We start from the raw sequence: 21,948 nt of genomic DNA, 5'->3' as shown, positions 1-21,948 counted from the left end.
TTGGCGGACTCTATGAAAGATAGTAAATTACACTATCGTTAAAGTAGTGATTTCATTCATTGCTTTATCTAAAATACAGGCAGCCTCTTCCACAAGATCCGGACACAAATCAAATAAAGTCTTACCTTGCAAATCAGCAACAACAGCTTCTACTTTGTATGGAAGAACACCAATGACCCTTAACTCTTCAAATTGCTCCGTTATAGATGTTAATTCTGTACCTTGAAATTTGCTAATGACAACATATATATTTTGGATCTTTAAATCCTTTGCCATTTTTGCTACAGCATGGGCTGTTGCAAAGCTACGCTGCCCAGGTTCAACAACGATAATAAAAATATCTACACCTTCTGCTGTACCCCGGCCTAAATGCTCTAAACCAGCCTCCATATCAACAATAACAGCCTCATTTCTGTCTAGCACTAAATGACTTAACAGTGATTTGAGCAGTATACTTTCTGGACAAGCACATCCTGTACCGCCTACTCCTTTAGCACCCATTTGCAAAAGGCCGATATTCCCCTTTTGCACCACATATTTTTCAGGTATATCGTCGACCAGAGGATTTAGAGTAAACCACTCCCCAAATCCACCAGGTGTTGCACCCGTACGCTCTTCGATTAGTTTTTCATCTTGAGCAATGGTTGTTGCTTGAGCAAGAACTTCTGAACTAAATCCAAGGGCCATTCCAAGATTAGCATCCGGATCAGCATCAACTGCCAATACCTTACTACCTCTTGCAGCTAATACATGGCATAGGAGGGATGCAAGTGTTGTTTTCCCAACACCACCTTTACCAGAGATGGCAATCTTCAATCCCCTCGGTCTCATAGGCTAGTCTCTGGATTAAAATTTGAACTGAGGCCTAAAGCCAATCTTTTCTCCTCAATCCGTCGCAATAAGATAGCAGCTGCTTTTACAGGATCTTGTTCATAAATTAATTTTCCACCGAATAACTTATCTAAATTCAAACCCTCATCAGCTACCCCATTACAGAGAACGTCCGTAACAAGCTTAGAACCAGAGACTTGTGGATCAACACCAATATGAACATCTACACCATTTGCAAGAAAAAAAGTACCAATTGCTAAGGCTTTAGGGCTATGAGTTTCTGGACAAGTTCCAACAGCAGGTAAATCCTTAATTTCGACTCCTAAGAAATTAGCCACTGCGGTCAAAAGGTCCGCAGGACGTGAATTATCAACACAACTCCCCATATGTAAGGTTGGAGGCAAGGATGGAAGACCGGCCGCTTGTCCGACTGCCTGTAAAACACCTCGCAAGGACTCTCCGCAATATTCCAGACCCTCCATGTTCATTAAATTATGTTTTGCCAAGGAATGAGCTGCACAGCCTGTTGCAACGACTAAAACATTATTTTTAAGCAGTTCTTTGGCGACTGTAACATTTCCAAAATCTTGTAATTCTCGAGGATTTGTACAGCCAACGATTGCCGCAACACCACGAATGGCACCACTGGCGATCGCATCGATTAAAGGTTGAAGTGGTTCTTTGGCATTCAGTGCACCAAGCGCCTCTACAATTTGTTCTGTCGAAAATCCAGCATAGGCTTCTACTGTTCCTGTAAAATTTGAAGTTTTTTGAAAATCTCGCTTTTTAAAATTGGCAATGGCTTTACGAACGATGGCTTGTGCCGCTTTATCGGCCTCATGGGTATGAAAATCAATATGAGTGGCGCCAGCAATTTTAATATAGGGTAGGGTTGTGATAATTTCTGTATGATAACACTCTGCCACCTTTTGAACTCCCGGCATGATGCATTGTACATCAACCACCATAGCTTCTAGTAGACCCGTCACAATAACCAATTCTTGCGATGAAAAACTCGAAGCAGCTGGTACACCATGACGCATTAAAATTTCATTACCAGAGCAACACACACCAACAACATTAACTCCTGTTGCACCGACTTCTTCTGCTTCTGCTGATAATTTACGCGACCACTCAACAACTTTCTCTGATAACAACGGAACATGACCATGCACTGCAATATTAACCATGTCTGGTTTGATTACACCAAGTTTAAATTTAGACTTTACAACCTTCGGTACACCAAAAAGAATATCTTGTAGATCTGTCGATAAATGTAAACCGCCATAACCATCTACAAGCCCCATCGTCAAACAGCCCAAAAGAAGGTTGACTGGATCAGCATCACACCCCATGGTCGTTCGAGTAACCGCCTTTGAAATCTCTAAATGAATATTAATAGGAGTAATACCAAGTTCATTCCATTTCTCAATGGATTGTTGTTGTGCATGTAGAGTCAACCAATTCATGATTCCCGTTTGTTTTTGATAATCTTCTAATGCCTTAAGAGCTACTGCTTTTGCAATCTCTTCGACAGTTTTTCCATTGGTATCAAGGCCTAACCCTGTCGCCACCTTATATAATTTATCAATACCTTTAATTGGGTAATCAGAATGTCCTCCTGCTGCTTCTAATAGAGCCAAAGCAATCTCTCGGCCATGTTCAGCATGACCTGCCACTCCTTCAATAAGAGTCGTTAAAAGATTGCGAGCCACAATTGTATCAGCATCGGCGCCACATATTCCCCGTTGCGGGCCTTTACCATTGGGTGCAATTCGACATGGCCCTTCCAAACAATGTCGACAACAAACGCCTGCTGAACCAAAAGGACAACGAGCGGCACTCTGTTTGGCCCGGGAAAAAGCCGTTTCAATTCCCTCTTCACATGCTTTTTCATAGAGAATTTCCATATCGCTATCTAAACTGACAACTTGGCTATTTTTTGATTGATGCATAATGATACCCTCCTCTTCTTTATCTATAAATTAGCAGAAAAAGAAAGAAAAAGATGTCAGCCAGCCGACATCTTTTTCTTTTTTTAGTTGGATTATGCAGTTAAAGGATAATCATTTACTCAGTATCGTCTTTTGCTCGTTGCGCAATCACATCAAAATTTCGAATGATAATCTTATCTTTTTCGAGTGTGATTACTCCTTCTTTTTGAAGATTATTAAAAAAAGCACTCACAGTCTGCCTTGTACTACCAACAATCGTTGCAATTTGTTGATGAGTTAAGCCTAAAATAACTTGAAAAGTGGCCGTTTTTTCTTCACCGCTAGCGAAGGCCAAACTATAAAGAAACTGATACAATCTTTTATTTACTTCTTTAAATACTAAGCTTTCAATTGTATTTATGGAGTTCTTTAAAGAATCGCCTAACACCGAAATCACACTCATCGCAAATAAAGGGACTTCCATGAGTAGTTTACGAAATGATTGCACAGGAATAAATACAATTTCACCGTCATCAAGAGCTTGACCAAAAGTACGCGTATGACCGCTATAGACAGCACCGGCTTCCAAGATGGTGAGAGTAAATTCTTTGCCATTTGGATACCGTAAATACACGCGTATCCTTCCTTGAAGCACCATATAAATATAGTCCGCATGTTCTTCTTGCCGAAAGATTTCTTCTTTTTTTCTAAACTTACGTGTATGACAGTGATTAAAATATTGAGTTACAACAGCTTCTGGTAATCGACTAAATAAGTGCGTCCCTTGCAGCTTTCCAAAACTTTTCAAAATCAACCTCCTGTACAGCTAGCTCTATTTCAATATATCCTGTACCTCATGTATAGCCTATAGGTTGGATTAAACATAAAGCAGACTATTTTTGTTAGGCGGCACTGATTCTATCATTGATTCTTATTTTTCTTATCATCTATTATATAAGCAGTTTGTACTCATATCAAGGTAACATCAATAAAGTCTTACTACAATGCTGTTATGTGAACAATTTTTCGAATTAATCAAAACTAATAAGATTGATATTGCCCTCGTATTGACCGACAAAATAAAAGCTCAGGAAATGACTGTTCAAACACTGCATGATGAGGATTTGACGGTAGTCGCAAGTCCTCTCCACCCTCTAGCCCAAAAGAAAAATATTAAACCCCACGATTTAGCCAACGAATGTTTAATCATCACATTACCTGGCTGTGGTTATCGCCCTCTAATTCTCTCTATGTTTAAAGAGAGGCAAGTTAAACCTGAAGTATTGATGGAATTATCCAGTATCGGCGCCATACGCCAATGCACTATTTGCGGTTTAGGCGTTGCCATTTTACCCAAAATTGCCATTAAAGATGACCTCGAACGAGATAAACTTGTGGAACTCGATTGGGCTGGACCTAAAATAAACGTAAAAACTCAATTAATCTACCATTATGAAAAATGGCTGACGCCAGCGATGCATGCTTTTTTAGAACTCTGTACTTCTATGAAAGGATCATAAAAAAAGAAAACTCATTTCAAATCCATGAAAGAGTTTTCTTTGGCTATTTTAAAATTTAAATTGTTCTTCACCGAGTTTAGTGCATCTCCCGCAGTATCTCCTCAATTTGTTCCCCAGAAACAGGACGACTGAAATAATAACCTTGCATCTTCTGGCAACCAAGTTGCTTAAGGTAATTATATTGTTGCTGGGTTTCAACGCCTTCTGCAATGACTTCAAGTTTCAAATTTTGAGCGAGAGCGATAATTGCTTTTACAATGGCATCATTATCACAATCGCACTCAATGTCTTGAACAAAGGATTTATCAATTTTTAAGACATCGATATTAAAAATTTTAAGATATTTAAGAGAGGAATATCCAGTACCAAAGTCATCTAGAGCCTGGCGAATTCCCATCGATTGCAAAGCGTTGGTGATCAAGCTCGTCACTTCAACATTCGTCATTGCGATTGTTTCAGTGATTTCCACTTCTAATAATTCAGGAGACAGCTCAGTTTCTGCTAAAATCTTCTTAAGATTTTCCAGGAAATTCGGATGCTGAAATTGAGTTGCCGAGACGTTCACCGCCATAGTGATTGGAAGGTATCCAGCTTTCTGCCATGCGGCATTTTGAGCACAGGCAGTGCGTAGTACCCATTCACCACCTGGAATCATGATCCCAATTTCTTCAGCAAGATCAAGAAAGTCTCCTGGATACAGCAATCCCCGCGTAGGATGTTGCCACCTTATTAACGCTTCCACTCCAATTAACTTACCAAATTGATCAACCTGGGGCTGATAGTGAAGAATAAATTCATTGCGTTCAATTGCTTGATGAAGAGCATTTTCCAATGAAACACGCTCGATAATAGCCGCGTGCAATTCTTCTGTATAAAAATGATATGAATTCCCCTCTATCTTCTTAGCTGTATACATTGCAATATCGGCACATTTTAATAAAGCATCAATATCATCACCGTCTCGTGGATAAACTGCCATACCAATGCTAATTCCAATATAAAAATCATGAACTCCAAAACTCCAAGGTTCTTTTATTGCATCAATAATTTTTTCAGCAATAGCAGATAATAAAGAAACGTTACCAATAGCAGGAATAATCACAGTAAACTCGTCTCCGCCCATACGTGCAATTGTATAGTTTTCAGGTAAACAGGTTTTTAAACGATTTGCAATGACTTTTAAAAATTCATCACCAGCTGAATGACCAAACGTATCATTAATTCGTTTAAAATCATTTAAATCAAGGAACATAATCGTAAAATTTTCTTTATGCTGTGAGGCATAATCTATCGCTTGAGTAATTTTTTCCCGAAAATATAGACGGTTTGCCAAACCTGTTAGCGAATCATGATATGCAAGATGACGAACAAGCTCAGCATTATGTCTTTCTTCAGTAACATCTAATGACAATACTGCAATTTGTCCTGGTTGAGGGCTATAGGTCGTCATGGAATAATATTTCTTCCATTTGGGACTATAGTACACAAAGGACTGGGGTATTCCTGTCTGAGCCACCTTGTCATAGATATCTAACCAATAGTCCTTTATGCTTGGTGACGCTGTATAAACCGTATCCTTTACCAATTCACTGGCGCTAACCCCCATCATACGTTCGAAGGATTTATTAACTGCCAAATAGCGAAAACCAATAGAATTGCCATGCTCATCACAAACATTCTCATATAAAGCAAATGCATCATGCATATTATTGAACAATGCCCACAAAGTTTTATCTTTTTCTTCGATAATATCACTATTTTTTTTAAGAACTTTAAACTGTTCACGTAATTTTTCTTCCGTTGCAGTCAGTTCTTGATATGCCTGCTCTAATTCTTCTTCTGCACGTTTGCGCTCAGTAATATCAAGTGCAACACCAATCACCCTATAGACACATCCCGCTTCATCAACGATAGGAACCATTCGATTATCAAAATAGGTCTCCTTGATGACATGTTCTAAATTAATCATTTCCCCTGAAAGTGCCCGCTGAATTGCCTCTATAATCTCAGGATAATCTTGGTATATGATTAAAGCCGATTGTCCAACAACTTCTCCTGGATAAAGTCCTAATTTCGTAAGACCGAGCCCCTCCGATAAGGTAAATATCCCATTACAGTCTAATGCATAAATAATAATTGGCGTATTTGTTACAACTGTCCGAAAAAATTCTTCATTCTGGCCGCTCTGAATTTTTGCATGTCGTTGGCAGTGGGAGCGTCTAATTCTAAGAAAACCCATAGACAACTTCTTCATTAGCATCAAACATCTCCTCATATCAAAAATAGCGTATTTTATCCTGCGACGTAAACATATATTTTATGAGATTATTCGATAAAAACAACCTGAACTCCTTCAATTGATCCTTGGCTAATATGGACATCAACTGTAATCACCTTCAATAATAAAATCCAGTATTTTCTCCTTAACGTGTTGAGTGTTGATTTTTTTATATTTCATAATTTTTTTAATAAAATAAAGGATTTTCAGTATAAATGAATAATTATTTAAATAAGTTAATTAACTAATTATTCATTTATACTGAAAAAGGTAGTCTAAGAATGACGTTGTTTAAGTGCTACTGAAGAAAGACCTTAATGAAACTATGATATGAATGGAGCGAATTACAATGAGTGACCAGAACAATTGTTTTTACTGTACTAAAGATGAAAAACTTACAGACATTATGATTAAAATTTGTGAATTGGAAGCATCTATCCTATATTTATTTAAAGAACAAACTTATCGTGGAAGATGTGTAATCGCTTATAAGGAACATAAAAGCGAAATCTTCCATCTAACAGATGAAGAACGAAATTTATTTATGAAAGATGTGGCTAGAGTAGCCGCAGCAATCGATAAGGGATTTTCACCAAATAAAATTAACTATGGAGCTTATGCCGATAAAATGACGCATTTACATTATCATATTGTACCTAAGTATGAAAATGGTCCAAGTTGGGGTGGTACTTTTGAAATGATGCCACAGGAGAAAGTACTTTTAAGTGCTGAAGAATATCAACAGTTAATCAATCAAATTAAAGAAAATCTTTAATTTTCGTCTGCTCCCATAACGCCACCATTTTGTCACCCTTTCGTCATACTTTTGTCACAATTTACAAGTATAATTAACCCATAGATAAATATGGGAGGTTTTAATTATGAGTTTATTAAGCAAGAAGAATGTTATTGGATTAACCCTAGGAACATTTATACTTACAGGTGCTGTCGCTCCTTTTCTAGTTCATGCAGCAAGCGAATCTAAAGATGGAGATAATCGCCCAGCCATCCATCATCATCAGGTCGATCCCGATAAAATTGCTCAAAAAATTTCTAATACTTTTGGCATTCCTAAAGATGAGATTTTAAAATATCAAAAACAGGGAATCAGTTTTAGAGACTTACATAAGGCCGCTTTTTTAGCCAAGGCAAGTGACCAATCTTTAGAAAAAGTACTTAACACAAAAACCTTAGATAATACTTGGAAAGATGTGGCATCGACATTGGGAGTAACAAGAGAAAAAGCAAGGGCTACTTACCAAGATATTTCTTCCAGTAAACTAGAGGCCAAATTAAATATTCCAAAACAATCCAGTTTGAAACTTATGCAACAAGGTTATCATGCACGTGACATTGCAATTGCTAATGAATTAGCCAAAAATACTGGTAAATCAATGTCCGATCTATTAGGAATGCGGAAAATTAATAATACGTGGCATGATGTCGCTCAATCACTTGGTATTAGTGATACCACTTTTTCACAAGACATGAAAACTCTTAAAGATGCTTTCCACTATGGACATAAAAATTTTCATAAAGAAGGCTTTTAGTTAATAGTCTTTTATTGTTAACTAGTAAAGGTGGGATATTTATGAAAAAAGTGTTTGGTTTCCTTCTCGTTTTTGCCACTTTTTTCTGCTTTCAATCAACGGCATTCATGGCATGGTCTCCAAGTTACGAAGGAGAGCCAGACGTACTGAGCCCCCATCATATTCTTGGTGTTTTTGCTTGGCACGATAATGATGGTTTCCATTTGCGCAATACAGCAATCGGCGAAAATCATGTTTTTAGCGGAAAAATACATACTAATGGATATTTTAAAGATGTTGATGATCGTTTATTTCGAGGGGACGATTATTATCACATAAAAGATCGAGATACGATTGATTTTCAATTTACCACAGATGGCAGAAGTGTCGGCATCGATTTTGATGTTAATGATGGCGATTATATGGCATTTGAACTTTACATGGATGGCCACAAAATCAGTCCACTGGATGTTTACATTGGCCAGAGCAGCTGGCATCCCAATGATTATAAATTTACATTAGAGCGCCCATCATACTATAGTGATGAACGTCCCGTTGTTATTGTTCACGGCGGATGGCACGGACGTTGGGGCAGATCCTGGCACCACTGGTAGACTAAGACCCTCTCTAAAATGAACAGTTATAAGAAGGCTAAAAATCTTGAATCAAGATTTTTAGCCTTCTTTGTCTTTTATAAAATATGTTCTGAGCTAATCCCGCTATGTTCATCTATTCCTGTGGCTTAGAATTCAAAACTACAGTTTTCTTCTGGATGAATAGCGCCAACACACCACCGCATAAACATAAGAATGCAATGGTATGGAATACATCCTGAAAGGACAATATTGTGGATTGCTTAGCTACCATTTGACTCAAAATTGCTTTTAACATGGAATATTGTGCTGGCAACAAACCCTGCCCTGTCAACCAGCCATGAGTTGCCTCAGATAGCATTGCCCCATCCATACCTTGCTTACCCCAAAGGCTACTCAACAATTGAAATATTTCTCGCGAGGAATGTCCAGCAGCATTTAAATATTCTTGTAATATTGCCGTATGATAGATTTCTCGCCGAGTCAGTAATGTTTCTGCAAAGACAACACCAATACTACCACCAATAATTTTTGCCAAATTAAATATACCCGATCCAACTCCAACCTTATCTTTAGGCAGAGATCCAATGGCGCAGTTACTTAAGGGTGACATGGTAAATCCAAGTCCCATCCCAAATAAGGTAAGCCTAAAAAAGAAATCATGAGCCGAATAATCAGGGCTAATCGTATCCAAAGAATATAAAGCTCCTGAAATCATTAGAATTCCTGCGAAGGTTGGAAGCCGAGAACCAAAACGGTCAGCTAATCGTCCCCCGAGCGGAGCAAAAACAACCATGGTCGCGGTCATAGGAAGCAACATCAACCCTGCAGTGGTAGAACTGTAATTAAGAATTGATTTTAGAAAAAATGGCATTAAAAACATGCCTCCATAAAATGCTACAAATGAAATGAAACCGACTACATTGGCAAGGGTAAAATTAATACTGCGGAATAATTCAACCTCAATCATAGGGTTATCTACTTTTAGTTCAAAAGCAATAAATAAGACAAAAGAAGCAAATGTTAGGTAAAACAGCAGCACAATGTAAAGAGAATCCCATCCTTCTTTTTGCCCTTGATTCAGTGCAACGAGTAATGAACTAATACTGGTAATTAAGAGGGCGGCACCTAAATAATCAATTTTCGTCGCTGAATTACGTTTTGATTTGGGTATCACAGCAAAGGCATAACCGATACTGATCATACAAAAAGGTATAACAGAAAAGAAGATTGATCGCCAATCAAAGTTTTCGATTAAATATCCACCAACCGTTGGTCCCATTGCACTCCCAGCAGCCGCCATTGCGCTCCATATCCCAAGTGCTGCTCCTCGTTCATGGGATTCGAATGTTTCGGCAACAATCGTCATCGCATTGGGCAATAACATCCCTGCTCCGATCCCTTGAGTAATACGAAAAAGAAGCATCCCTGCAGAATTAGTGGCAAGACCACAAAATAAAGAGGCGGCCGTAAAGATAGTAAGCCCAATCACATAGATATTTTTGGCTCCAAATTGATCTCCTAACTTTCCGGTTAAAGGAAGTGTTGAACCATAAGGCAACATATACGCCAATGAAACCCATACAACAGAATCCATATTAAAATTCAACGCTGCCATAATATTAGGAAGTGCAATATTGACGCAACTACTCACGTAAGCACTCAATATGGTGCCAAAACAAACAGCACACAAAATAGCATATTTTTTAAACATAGGGTAACTACCTTCCTTTTTTGGAAAAACCAATTACGCACTCCCAATCTGATTCACAAACTTAATTAGATAAAATTATTCTTATTTACTTTGTCATGATGCTTACAATCGCAGACATTCCTGGTTTAAGAATTTGATCAGCTTCTTCAGATTTTATTTTAATTGGTAACCGTTGCGTAACTTTCGTAAAATTACTGGAACTATTTTCTGTTGACAACAAAGCAAACTGAGAACCAGTTGCTGAGCCAACTTCTATGACATGACCAATAAACTTCTTATCAGGGAAGGCATCTATGGTAAATTCCACTGGTTGATCGACTTTGATTCGTCCAATATACGTTTCTTCTATATTGGCATTAATCCAGACATCTGCTAGATTGGTTATACTAAATAACTGCTGGCCGACAGAGACAATTTCACCATTTTCTATAGATTTTAAGGCCACAACCCCAGAGATGGGTGCCTTCACAGTTGCATTCGCGAGTTGAATTTCAAGATTTGTTAATGCTGCCTGAGCTTGCCGAACCTGCGCTTGTGCCATTTGAACATCTTCTGGCCTAGATCCTTCTGCCGACAAACTATATTGTTCCTTTGCAGAGGTATACTGAGCTTGAGCAACATCTGCAGCTGTTTTAGCAGCATCAAGTTGCTGAATCGATATTGCACCCTGTTTATATAGAGTCTCAGCACGTTCATAATTTTTTTGTGCATTATTCAAATTTGCTGTTGCTTGATTAGCAGAAGCACTTGCCGTCGCGACCTCTTGGTGTCTATTTCCTGCCATGACTGCTGCTAATTTAGCCTTTGTCATCTCTAAATTCGCCTTGGCTTGTTCAACTTGAGCGGCAAATTCTTCTTTCTCCAATGTTACGATGGCTTGCCCAGCTTCAACACGATCACCTTCATCAACCAAAACTTTTTCTACTCTGCCAGACACCTTTGCCCCTACGGCAACAATCGTCCCTTTCACTCTCGCATCATCTGTAGAAACAACCTTTCCAGAACGAATCCACCACCATATTCCACCGACAGCGAGAATGGCTATAAGTAGACTTACAATGATAATCATGCTGCGATTACTTAGTTTTGACTTTACTTCCTTCATCAATTTTCACCTCTTATTATCGACTTTTTACATAAATATCGTTTTTCTCTATTCAATACGCAACATGCATTAACATACATTATTGACCAAGTAAATCCGTCCGCAAAATTGCCATCCTTCTTTCTACATCTTCGATTCTCTCTTGCAACATGACTTCCAATGCGGGTATACGGGCAATACCAACCTCAGTAATGGTAAAAATTCGTTTTCCGCGAGTCACAAGGCTATCCCATTCACCAACTATATATCCTTTTTCTTCCATGATTCGCAAAAGTGGATACAGGGCATTTGTATTGGGGGTATAGGCTCCTTGAGTACGATGCTTAATCTCCGTTGCTAGCTTATTTCCATATGCAGATTCTTGCTGAAGTATTTTTAGTATGTATAAACCAATAATAAGATTCATCAATGTCTCGTAATTATTTTTTTTCTTTGCCATAATAGCTCCTTTTCTTATTAAAATTATTTTTATTAATTTTATCAAGATTGCATCTTCTTGTCAATTAACAAAAAGCATAGGGTCATCATTCTCTCCAAAGATGAATGATGACCCCATGCTTTCTGATTCCTTTAAATAGATGGTTGTTTCCTTAAATCCATCCTTTATCTTGTAAATACTGTTCAATTTCTCTGTAGTTATCAAAGGCAATAAATTCTTTTTCTTCTTTCTCAAGGAGTTCCTTTAGTTCATTTTTCGCAAAAGCAACGTCCGCTCCTTTAGCTGCCCCTAAGTCAGGTTCACTATCGCCAGCAAAAAATACGGTCTCAAATTCCTTCTTGAGATCTTCGATTATTTTAGCTTTATTCACGCCAAATACTTCAGAAAAATAAGGACTTTCTTCATCTGGAATAATTTCAATCCCACCATCTTTATACACGCCAGCCATAGAAATAACTTTAACCCCTTCAATATGCCGATGAGCAAGTAATAAATCAATATAATAAGCCGTACCAGCACTAACGATATAGAATTCTCCGCCAGCTTTTTTCACTTTTTCAATAAAGGTCTCTGCATGCTCATCTAAAGGTATACGACAGATTTCAGCTAAAATCTCTTCCTCAGTTTTTCCCATCGCCCCAAATATTTTATTTAAAAACTCTACATTAATCTTTCGTGTTTTTTTCCAGTCCTCATAAAAGGGTCTTCCCCACTCCTGTAAATAAGTATCAATAATAATATGATAAAAATCTCGTTTGGTTAACGTCCCATCAAAATCAGATACAAAAGCAAATTTTTTCAAAATGATTCCTCCCGATTGTGCCACATATACAGCTTATTATTTTTACAGTTCCACGTCTAATTTTTTAGCTATTTTAGCAATTTTTATGAACTTAATCATATACATTGCTGTATTTCATTCTCAGTATAAACTTTAATATTTTCTTCTTTTAGCATTTTAGAAAAAATGCCTTCACCTGCAATCATTTTACCAGAAAACGTACCATCATAAATCATTCCACAACCACAAGTGGGAGATTTAGACTTTAGTATAGCTTTTTTACACCCTACCAGCTGTGCAATGCCTAATGCAATCTTGGCTCCTGTTACATACTCACTCGTTACATCATGACCATCATTTGATAAAATTTTTCCGTCACATTGTTCAGCGCTAGGTCGTGGTATTGATAAATTCCCCAGTATTTCTGGACATAAGGGAATGGCCTGCCCTTTTTTCACCATCTCAATCACCGTTGATATAGGAAATGCTTGACCATTATATCTGCATTCTACTCCAGCCAAACATGCACTGACTATAATCATAATCATTTACCTCCTTAGCTACTATCTCATTCACTATTGATTACATTATACTTCATAAAACTATATTTACCATCATAGCGTAAATTCCTGGATCATTGATCGTCAGAAAATATACCTTGCTATTATACTTCACAGGAAAGTAAGCTAATAATAGTAAGGTTATACAATATAAGCTATAATAGATACACATACTTAAATACTACCTTCAACACCAGCTCAACAATTGCTTGGTGAGAAAGGACTATTCTAGATCATAAACAAGGGGACAAATTATGGACAAAAAAGTGAAATTAAGAGTCAAACAGGTACACGATGAGTTAAATCAAACGATTAAGACATTACTTGCCAATGAGTCAATGAGCAATCATAAAAAAGCAATGAGGTTACAAAGAATCGTGAGCGACCTACAACATGCAAACTCGATGGAGTACATTAATCGGATCATCGTCAATGCTAATCTAGTATTAAAACGACAATAGGGCATCCAGCACTCATATTATTGGGTGCTATTTTTATTCTACCATAGCACAGATCTCTATTCTATCTGGAATTTGCAAAAAGAAAAAGAGTACAGATTTCGTACTCTTGCTCTTGCTATTGCTATTGCATTAGAACTTAGATATGATCGCCGAGTTCTTGTATCTTTTGTTTAATTACTTCGATCTGAGAACCAGTGTAATTTCCTGATTTTTCACAAGCAAATACTTTGTTGATATAAACATCTACAGCATGTGGATCTAATTCAATCGTTTTATCATAATCACTAATCGCTAAATCATATTGATTTTTATTGAGATAAGCATTTCCACGATTGGCATAAACATCCGCATCTTGTGGATTTAACTCAATCGCTTTCGTATAATCTATAATCGCTAGATCATATTCACCTTTGGTATCATAAACAGCTCCACGATTGGTATAAGCATCTGCATCTTGTGAATTTAATTCAATTGCTTTCGTATAGGCGAAAATGGCATTATCATAATCTTCTTTGATATCATAATCATACCCTTTATTGAACCATTGAATTGCAGTAAGAGACGGTTCATCTTCGTTCACAAACATATAACTATACTCCTTTTACCTCTAAAAATGTATTTACCTAAAGTATATCATCTACACATTGATTGAACCAGTATATAGCAATCAAATATCCAGTAGTCTACCATCTACTATGAATGGCAGACCATCTTCTTTTAACGACTGCTATACTGGCATTCGAGAATTGAGTATGGTTTTAAATTTCCTCAATAGAGTATAATATCTCACCATGAAAACTAAGTTTATTCGTACCATAAATCCAAATTGAATCATTGTCGTCAGTACGAACTGGTTTACCCCAACTCAGATAGACTTGTTCTTTCGTCATACCTTCTTCTATATTCCCATTTTCAATCTGATTCCATAAATCCAAGGTTCCACCGAGACTAATTCTTGGATCTTCCATGAATAAAAAGTCTTGCCATCGAGCATTCTGCCCCCAAGACTGAATGGGAGCATTCGTCCAGCTATAAGCAATCGGTAAGACTGCCTTTTCCCCTTTTACAGAAACAACTAACCAAATCGGTTGCTGCAATTGATTACCTATATATACATCTATAACTGTAACCGGATCACCAATTTTAATCGGTACTGACGCTGGTACGATCATACCATCAGAAACAGCTAATCCTGACAGTTCCCTAAACTTCGGATAAATGGTTTTCCCTAAAAACTGTCGCCGCGCTTGCTCCAAATCAGCTGTTAATACTAGTCCTTCTAATTGGTTACGCATGCTGCGACCAACTAATTTTTCCCCTGTACCCTGCACCGTCATATAGACCATATATTCTTGTTGGTTGTCACCTGCTGGAAAAGCTACAATTTCATTAACTGTCACTTTTTTCCCAACATGTTCGGTGTAGGGAATACGCAAGGAACGATCTCCCTGAAATCCCTGGGACTCTTGTTTGACCGTAAACATCTCATAGCCATCAGCTTGTTGATCAGTAGGCAAAGCCATAAAGGTGAAGGTGCGTCCTACCCATTGTTCAATTTTCACATTAGATACTGGTATCTCCTTCAGTGGTTTTGCCAAAATTGAATCCCAAGTACCAAGTTGTAACAATAAGCTTAAAATCAATACAATACGCATACTAACTTTTTTCATTTTTTCCTCTCCTTTTTTATTTTAGTACTACAAAAATATGAGAGATGGATTATATTTAAATTTATTCACCATAACAAATATAATTAATGAAAAAATCAGTAAATTCCCCTTGGTTAGCTGTTGCGAAATGATAGCAAAATCTTCTTTCAAGATTCTATATTACCATATACGACCAACACTTATATTCATTTTATACTAAAAAAAACCTTTTTTCGAGATAATTTAATTTTTTATTTTACTATCGAACTGAAGATACCTTTCGTGCGACAAATCACATCGGATTAATTTCCTCTTCAAGCTCTGGAATAGCATTAGCATCATGCTCTCCAAAAACATCAATTTTTATTAAAGAACTCTTCGGAGAGATAAAAAGAGTAGCAATATGATTTCCAGATAACAACCAGATCGATTCAAATGAATTTTCAAGCCCTTTACAGGTTTCTCTTATTTCTTCAATGTTTACAGCAGGAGCAAAGATATTGAGATAAATACACAGGTTGACACTTGGGTCATATTTAAAAGATTTCTTTTCTATCGCTTTACATATACGATTCGGAAGGTTCTTCTCGTTGTTGCTTATATCTTCTTCCGAAATATGCTTAATATAGGTCTTCCCACTTGCAACAATTGCTTCAATCTCTCGGTATTCATCTCCCATTTTTCTATCCTCTTGCAAAATCATTACCGTTTCGAAAGGCAAACATTTATCTCCAGTTACAAGTTGAAAATCAAGAGGACGTGTTCCACTTAATACAGTAATCTTACATGGTTGAGCAAAAGTCTCATAACCTATCCCGAATGCCGCTGCCTGCCAACACTCGCGCAACGCTTTATTCTTAGAGCCAGCAACCATCTGCCGAGCTGATATTGTTTTTCGATCTTCCTCGATTGCTTCCATTATCTCACGTGGCCTAACCGGTTTATCTAGAAGAGATAATATTTTCATCTTTTCCCTCCAATAATTATAAACTTTTTCACTATTATACACTGAAAAAGTTTTTTTGAAAATTGCGAGAGAGATTGAGACTTACTAGACAAAATCAAATACAAAAGAGACCTATGGAGAATATAGGTCTCTTTTGTATTTCTATAAGAGAAAGGAGCCATGAGGATGATTAAAATGCTAACTATTGATGAAGTTGCAGATGTCTTGATGATATCTAAGCCTATGGCATACTCATCAAACTATCATTTTTTCATAACAGTTGCTTTTCCATCCACCACCAAGATGCCGTCCTGATTAATCACAGTTGTACGTAAAATCAAACGGTGTTTTTCCTCAATCTTTTCTATCACCTCTACGGTAGCAGTAACTGTATCACCTATTTTTACTGGAGCTTTGAAGCTTAGTTCCTGTTTGAGATAAATAGTATTGGCTCCTGGAAGAGTCGTGCCGAGGACACTGGAAATAAAACCTGCCGATAACATTCCGTGGGCAATCCGCTCCTTGAACATAGTGTTTTTTGCAAATTCAGCATTAACATGAACTGGGTTAAAATCGCCGGTAAGACCTGCAAAAGTATAAACATCATACTCGCTGACTGTTTTAGTCATACTGGCTTTATCGCTGACCTTGATGTCAGCAAATGAAATATCTTGTACCATAAAATAATACCCCCTATTTAATTTTTTTAAATTCTTCAATTAAGGCAGGGATAACTTCCATGACATCACCAACAATTCCATAATTGGCAAGTTTAAAGATATTGGCCTCTGGATCTTTGTTAATGGCAATAACAATATCAGAAGATGACATGCCAGCTACATGTTGAATGGCTCCCGAAATACCACAAGCAAAATACACTTGTGGTCCTACGGTCTTGCCAGTCTGCCCAACCTGATGCAACGCCGGCATCCAACCAGCATCAACTGCTGCGCGCGAAGAACCAACAGCTCCGCCAAGTACACTTGCCAACTGTTCAATCAACGCAAAGTTTTCAGGTTTACACATACCACGTCCACCGGAAACAATGATGTTTGCCTCTTCCAAGTTGCACGATGCAGTGCATACTTTAATAATGTCAATTAACTTTGTACGAATATCTTCTACTTTTACTTTACTGGCTACCTGTATAACCTCACCTTTACGGGTAAAATCAGGTTCTGCACGTTTAAATACATTAGGACGTATCGTACCCATCTGCGGACGATGATCTGGGCACAAAATCGTTGCCATAATATTGCCCCCAAATGCTGGACGAGTCCAAGCTACTAGACCCGTCTCTTCATCGATACCAAGATTGGTACAATCAGCAGTCAATCCAGTAGTGACTCGACAGGCTACCCGTGGTCCCAGATCTCGTCCATCAATGGTTGCACCCATCAAAATGACTGACGGTTTATATGTATTGATAAGGTCTGTAAGGGTAATCGTATATGCATCTGTACTAAAATGATTAAATTCTGCCCCTTCTACCAAATATACTTTGTCAGCACCTCTAGCAATTGCTTCTTTCGTAAGATGATTTACATTATCACCAATAAGGACAGCTGATAACTCTTGTTTCATTGCATCTGCTAGTTTGCGTCCTTCATTTAATAGTTCATAGCCAACATTACGAGCTTGTCCTTCAAATTGCTCAATATAGACCCAAACACCTTTATAGTCATCTTTATTAATAGCACATTCTTTTTTTTCTACTGCATGAATAATTGCGCCCACTGGGCATGTGTCAACACAAGCCCCACATACTGTACACCCATCAGTAATAACAGCCTTACTATCATCCATGATAATAGCGCCAAAAGGACAAGCACTTACGCATGCGCTACAGCCAATACATTCTTCTTTATTTACTTCTACAGCCATTTTTCTCACCTCATATACCTATATAATTTTTGCCTCGATTAATCTGCGAGCGAGTGTAGCAGCTGCTTCCCGAGCCGTATCTGCTTGAATCAATTCGCCCTGTATACGTCGCTCAGGCGTAAAGATACGTCGCACCTGAGTTGGTGAACCTTTAAGTCCAATAGCACTAGAATCAACAACTATGTCATTTACTGTCCATGTAGTAATTTCTTTGCGAGAAGCTTTCATCAAACCTTTGACAGTCGGTGTGCGCGGCTCGTTAATCGATTTGACAACAGTCAATAGTACTGGCATTTGCGCATCAACCACTTCATAGCCTTCCTCATGTTCACGTTCAACACGTATGATCTTACCATCGATACTGTCAATTTTAGATACATAAGTAACCTGAGTCAGATTTAAATGCTCAGCCATTTCAGGTCCGACTTGCGCAGTGTCCCCATCAATTGCTTGTTTTCCACAAATAATAATATCAACTTTATCTATTTTATTAATACCAGCTGCCAAGGTATTACTTGTTGCCAAGGTATCGGATCCACCAAAAGCTCGATCGCTCATCAATATCGCTTCATCAGCACCCATGGCCAAACACTCTTTTAGAGCGTCCTTAGCCTGAGGTGGTCCCATAGAAAGAACAGTCACTCTAGCTCCATACTTTGCTTTTAACTGTAATGCTGCTTCTAGGGCATTTTTATCAAAAGGATTCACAATACTCGGAACACCTTGACGAATCAATGTGTTTGTTACTGGGTCAATTTTTACTTCTGTAGTGTCAGGCACTTGCTTGATACATACGACTATTTCCATTGTTTTAATCCCTCCTGTTTTGTGAATATAAATTTCATACCTGCCAAGTCTTCTTTTAGCGTAAAATAGCTCCAGAAATAACCATACGTTGGACTTGGTTAGTTCCTTCATAAATTTGTGTAATCTTAGCATTACGCATCAGACGCTCAACTGGATATTCCCGACTATAGCCATAGCCGCCAAAGATTTGCACCGCATCAGTAGTAACTTCCATCGCAATATCAGATGCATACAACTTCGCCATTGCCGCTTCCTTGGAATATGAAAGCCCTTGATCTTTCAGATAAGCCGCACGATAGACTAGCAAACGAGCTGCATCAATTTTGGTAGCCATATCAGCCATCATAAATGCAATCGCCTGGTTTTTACAAATAGGCTGACCAAATTGTACTCGTTCTTTTGAATATTTAATCGCATGATCAAGAGCCGCTTGTGCAATACCAAGTGCCTGAGCAGCCACACCGATACGACCGCCATCCAAGGTGGACATGGCAATTTTAAAACCTTCTCCTAATTTCCCCAGTAAGTTTTCTTTTGGTACACGTACATCTTGGAATGACAGTTCATTAGTTAATGAAGTATGAATACCCATTTTGTGTTCTTTTTTACCAAAACTAAAACCTGGCATATCTTTTTCTACGATAAATGCGCTAATGCCCTTCATGCCTTTTGATTTATCAGTCATAGCAAATACAACATAGATTTCAGCTTCACCAGCATTCGTAATAAAAATTTTGCTACCGTTAAGAATATAATCATCACCATCAAGTACTGCAATAGTCTGTTGACCGCCTGCATCAGTACCAGCGTTTGGTTCAGTCAGTCCAAAGGCACCTAGTTTTTCACCTTCAGCCAAGGGAACTAGATATTTTTGTTTTTGCTCTTCCGTACCATAAGCATAAATTGGCCATGCGCACAGTGATACCGTAGCCGATAATGTAATACCAACACCATCATCACCTTTGGATAATTCTTCAACAGCTAAAATATAGCTAAGAACATCACCACCAGAACCGCCATAGTTTTCTGGAAAGCATATACCCATTAAACCCATTTCACCCATTTCATTTGCCAACTGGCGCGAAAACTCTTCCTTGTGATCTCTTTCAGATACAGTTGGTACTAGTCTTTTTTCGGCAAAATCACGAGCTAATTTTTGCACCATTTTCTGATCTTCAGTAAGCGTAAATTGCATAATAATAGTCTCCTCATATTTTAAATATATTTTTCAACCTCGTACCCTGCGCTTAGCAATATCTCGAATATTGAATTAAACTATAAATACAAGCAAGAAGCCAACATCTTCACCGAGTCCATTCACAACTACTCAATCAAAGTGATTTTAGTCCAGCTCATTACCTTTTCTGTTTCAGCAGAGGGGCTATTATGTCCATAAGCACTTCTAGCTTCTCTTTTAAATTTGCATTTTCAGCTTCCAACATGTTGATTACTCTTTTCATCTCTAGCGGAGAAGAAATCTCTTCATACGAAACTATATTCTGATCGCTAAACAGTCTCATATCGGACACATAATCACCCCTATAATTCTGCTTTTCTTCACATAAAACTTATTTTCAATGCCGCGAAGCGATTATTTTTACGTTGTAATTATAATGTTATGAAAATACCAAGGCTAAGTTGATCTATCTTATATTGTCATACAAACTGATTACATATGGAGCGTCAATAGATTCTCTATCTCTAATTTCAAAGTATTACATACGCTCAATAATGGTTGCTATCCCTTGTCCGCCACCAATACACAATGTAGCTAATCCTAATTTCGCATCTCTTGCCTCCATAGCATAGAGCAAGGTGACTAAAATACGTGCTCCGCTTGCACCAATAGGATGACCAAGTGCAATAGCTCCACCATTAACATTCACTTTTTCTTGATCAAAGCCAAGTTCTTTGCCTACCGCTAAGAACTGAGCAGCAAACGCTTCATTAGCCTCAATCAAATCAAGATCATCAATCGTCAAGCCCGCTTTACTTAGCGCTTTGCAGGATGCTGGCACAGGCCCAATTCCCATAAGACTTGGATCAACACCACCTGAAGCGAAAGAACGAATACGAGCCATAGGCTTAATACCAAGTTCTTTGGCTTTATCAGCAGACATGATCACTAAAGCAACTGCTCCATCATTAATACCTGACGCATTAGCAGCAGTAACAGTACCATCTTTTTTAAATGCTGTGCGCAAAGCCGAAACTTTTTCAATCGTTGTCCCACTCTTAACAAATTCGTCGGTATCAAAAATGGTATCACCGTTTTTGCCTTTAATGGTTATTGGTACTATTTCTTTGGTAAATGCGCCACTTTCAATGGCTTTAATAGCCTTGTTTTGAGAATTAATAGCTAGCTGATCTTGCATCTCACGGGTAATCCCGAATTTTTCAGCAACATTTTCAGCGGTCATCCCCATATGATAATTGTTAAATGCATCCCACAAACCATCCTTAATCATGACATCTGTTAATGTCGAATGACCCATGCGAAGACCTTGACGTGCTTTGCTATTTACTACATATGGCGCATTTGTCATGCTTTCCATACCGCCGGCAACAATAATCTCTGCACTGCCAGCCATAATCGCCTCTGCTGCTAGATTGACTGTTTTGAGTCCTGAGCCACAGACTTTATTTACTGTAAAGGACGGCACTTCTATTGGAATACCAGCTTTAATCGAAGCCTGACGGGCCGGATTCTGTCCTAGACCTGCCTGAAGTACATTACCAAAAATAACTTCATCAATACTTGCTTCGTCGATACCAGCGCGCACGATAGCCTCTTTAATGACCATACTTCCAAGATCTACAGCGGAAAAAGGCGATAGCGAGCCATTGAAACTACCAACTGCAGTACGCACTGCACTAACAATAACTACCTCTCTCATAAAAAAAACACCATCCTCAA

23 protein-coding genes are annotated in these 21,948 nt (G+C 38.1%); 5 read left to right on the top strand and 18 right to left on the bottom strand.

Translation table 11 applies throughout. The features are described from left to right. Positions 1–27: 27 nt before the first annotated feature. The 3 genes from ACAN52_RS05435 to ACAN52_RS05425 all read right to left on the bottom strand — a co-directional run bounded on the left by ACAN52_RS05435 (position 28) and on the right by ACAN52_RS05425 (position 3,573). Positions 28–831 carry an AAA family ATPase gene (locus tag ACAN52_RS05435; RefSeq protein ID WP_378953314.1) on the bottom strand — a complete coding sequence of 268 codons (804 nt, stop codon included), beginning with the start codon at positions 829–831 and terminating at the stop codon, positions 28–30. After that, entirely contained in the window at positions 828–2,786 is a 1,959-nt protein-coding gene (cooS, locus tag ACAN52_RS05430; protein ID WP_378953312.1) for an anaerobic carbon-monoxide dehydrogenase catalytic subunit, read from the bottom strand. Before cooS ends, ACAN52_RS05435 begins: the two co-directional genes overlap by 4 nt. 115 nt (positions 2,787–2,901) lie before the next feature. Next, entirely contained in the window at positions 2,902–3,573 is a 672-nt protein-coding gene (locus ACAN52_RS05425) for a Crp/Fnr family transcriptional regulator (RefSeq protein WP_378953310.1), read from the bottom strand. A gap of 196 nt (positions 3,574–3,769) precedes the next feature. Between ACAN52_RS05425 and ACAN52_RS05420 the strand changes: the two genes are divergently transcribed. Further along, positions 3,770–4,285, top strand: coding sequence for a LysR family transcriptional regulator substrate-binding protein (locus ACAN52_RS05420; protein WP_378953309.1), 516 nt, complete (start codon positions 3,770–3,772; stop codon positions 4,283–4,285). 76 nt (positions 4,286–4,361) lie between these two features. On the opposite strand, the gene ACAN52_RS05415 is transcribed toward ACAN52_RS05420, so the two are convergent. Further along, positions 4,362–6,545, bottom strand: coding sequence for an EAL domain-containing protein (locus ACAN52_RS05415; protein WP_378953307.1), 2,184 nt, complete (start codon positions 6,543–6,545; stop codon positions 4,362–4,364). A gap of 367 nt (positions 6,546–6,912) precedes the next feature. On the opposite strand from ACAN52_RS05415, the gene ACAN52_RS05410 reads away from it, so the two are divergent. From ACAN52_RS05410 to ACAN52_RS05400, 3 genes are all read left to right on the top strand, one after another. Beyond that, the gene (locus ACAN52_RS05410; RefSeq protein WP_378953305.1) at positions 6,913–7,338 is read left to right on the top strand and encodes an HIT family protein; all 426 of its coding nucleotides are present in this window, start codon (positions 6,913–6,915) and stop codon (positions 7,336–7,338) included. Between the two features lie 106 nt (positions 7,339–7,444). Next, entirely contained in the window at positions 7,445–8,113 is a 669-nt protein-coding gene (locus ACAN52_RS05405; RefSeq protein WP_378953303.1) for a hypothetical protein, read from the top strand. Positions 8,114–8,154: 41 nt separating this feature from the next. Continuing rightward, a complete protein-coding gene (locus tag ACAN52_RS05400) occupies positions 8,155–8,706 on the top strand; it encodes a hypothetical protein (RefSeq protein ID WP_378953301.1) in 552 nt (183 codons plus the stop codon). A gap of 115 nt (positions 8,707–8,821) precedes the next feature. Here the strand turns inward: ACAN52_RS05400 and ACAN52_RS05395 are convergent, their stop codons facing one another. From ACAN52_RS05395 to ACAN52_RS05375, 5 genes are all read right to left on the bottom strand, one after another. Then, a complete protein-coding gene (locus tag ACAN52_RS05395; protein ID WP_378953299.1) occupies positions 8,822–10,399 on the bottom strand; it encodes a DHA2 family efflux MFS transporter permease subunit in 1,578 nt (525 codons plus the stop codon). 85 nt (positions 10,400–10,484) lie between these two features. Next, entirely contained in the window at positions 10,485–11,504 is a 1,020-nt protein-coding gene (locus tag ACAN52_RS05390; protein WP_378953297.1) for an HlyD family secretion protein, read from the bottom strand. A gap of 79 nt (positions 11,505–11,583) precedes the next feature. Beyond that, entirely contained in the window at positions 11,584–11,943 is a 360-nt protein-coding gene (locus ACAN52_RS05385; RefSeq protein WP_378953295.1) for a PadR family transcriptional regulator, read from the bottom strand. A gap of 151 nt (positions 11,944–12,094) precedes the next feature. Continuing rightward, on the bottom strand, positions 12,095–12,745 hold the full coding sequence (locus ACAN52_RS05380; RefSeq protein WP_378953293.1) for an MtnX-like HAD-IB family phosphatase: 651 nt from the start codon (positions 12,743–12,745) through the stop codon (positions 12,095–12,097). 95 nt (positions 12,746–12,840) lie between these two features. Beyond that, the gene (locus ACAN52_RS05375) at positions 12,841–13,266 is read right to left on the bottom strand and encodes a DUF523 domain-containing protein (RefSeq protein WP_378953291.1); all 426 of its coding nucleotides are present in this window, start codon (positions 13,264–13,266) and stop codon (positions 12,841–12,843) included. A 272-nt stretch (positions 13,267–13,538) separates the two neighbouring features. Here ACAN52_RS05375 and ACAN52_RS05370 point away from each other — a divergent pair, with 272 nt between their 5' ends. After that, positions 13,539–13,745, top strand: coding sequence for a hypothetical protein (locus tag ACAN52_RS05370; protein ID WP_378953289.1), 207 nt, complete (start codon positions 13,539–13,541; stop codon positions 13,743–13,745). A 136-nt stretch (positions 13,746–13,881) separates the two neighbouring features. On the opposite strand, the gene ACAN52_RS05365 is transcribed toward ACAN52_RS05370, so the two are convergent. The 9 genes from ACAN52_RS05365 to ACAN52_RS05325 form a co-directional block, all read right to left on the bottom strand. Further along, positions 13,882–14,331, bottom strand: a complete 450-nt coding sequence (locus ACAN52_RS05365) for a tetratricopeptide repeat protein (protein ID WP_378953287.1) — start codon at positions 14,329–14,331, stop codon at positions 13,882–13,884. A 172-nt stretch (positions 14,332–14,503) separates the two neighbouring features. After that, the gene (locus tag ACAN52_RS05360) at positions 14,504–15,415 is read right to left on the bottom strand and encodes a hypothetical protein (protein WP_378953285.1); all 912 of its coding nucleotides are present in this window, start codon (positions 15,413–15,415) and stop codon (positions 14,504–14,506) included. 271 nt (positions 15,416–15,686) lie between these two features. Then, positions 15,687–16,361 (bottom strand): hypothetical protein, encoded by a 675-nt coding sequence (locus ACAN52_RS05355; protein WP_378953284.1) that lies wholly within the window; start codon positions 16,359–16,361, stop codon positions 15,687–15,689. A gap of 242 nt (positions 16,362–16,603) precedes the next feature. Next, on the bottom strand, positions 16,604–17,020 hold the full coding sequence (locus tag ACAN52_RS05350) for a MaoC family dehydratase (RefSeq protein WP_378953282.1): 417 nt from the start codon (positions 17,018–17,020) through the stop codon (positions 16,604–16,606). 13 nt (positions 17,021–17,033) lie between these two features. Next, on the bottom strand, positions 17,034–18,224 hold the full coding sequence (locus tag ACAN52_RS05345; RefSeq protein WP_378953280.1) for an FAD-binding protein: 1,191 nt from the start codon (positions 18,222–18,224) through the stop codon (positions 17,034–17,036). Positions 18,225–18,242: 18 nt separating this feature from the next. After that, a complete protein-coding gene (locus tag ACAN52_RS05340; protein ID WP_378953278.1) occupies positions 18,243–19,031 on the bottom strand; it encodes an electron transfer flavoprotein subunit beta/FixA family protein in 789 nt (262 codons plus the stop codon). Positions 19,032–19,086: 55 nt separating this feature from the next. Continuing rightward, positions 19,087–20,226: an acyl-CoA dehydrogenase gene (locus tag ACAN52_RS05335; protein WP_378953276.1), complete on the bottom strand. Its 1,140-nt coding sequence runs from the start codon at positions 20,224–20,226 to the stop codon at positions 19,087–19,089. Between the two features lie 160 nt (positions 20,227–20,386). Further along, positions 20,387–20,560, bottom strand: a complete 174-nt coding sequence (locus ACAN52_RS05330; protein WP_378953274.1) for a hypothetical protein — start codon at positions 20,558–20,560, stop codon at positions 20,387–20,389. Positions 20,561–20,746: 186 nt separating this feature from the next. Further along, entirely contained in the window at positions 20,747–21,928 is a 1,182-nt protein-coding gene (locus ACAN52_RS05325) for an acetyl-CoA C-acetyltransferase (RefSeq protein ID WP_378953272.1), read from the bottom strand. Positions 21,929–21,948: the final 20 nt, after the last annotated feature.

The organism is Pelosinus sp. sgz500959 (assembly GCF_042610375.1).
Taxonomy (GTDB): Bacteria; Bacillota; Negativicutes; order DSM-13327; family DSM-13327; genus CTSoil-075.
This window is presented reverse-complemented; position numbering and strand designations above follow the sequence as displayed.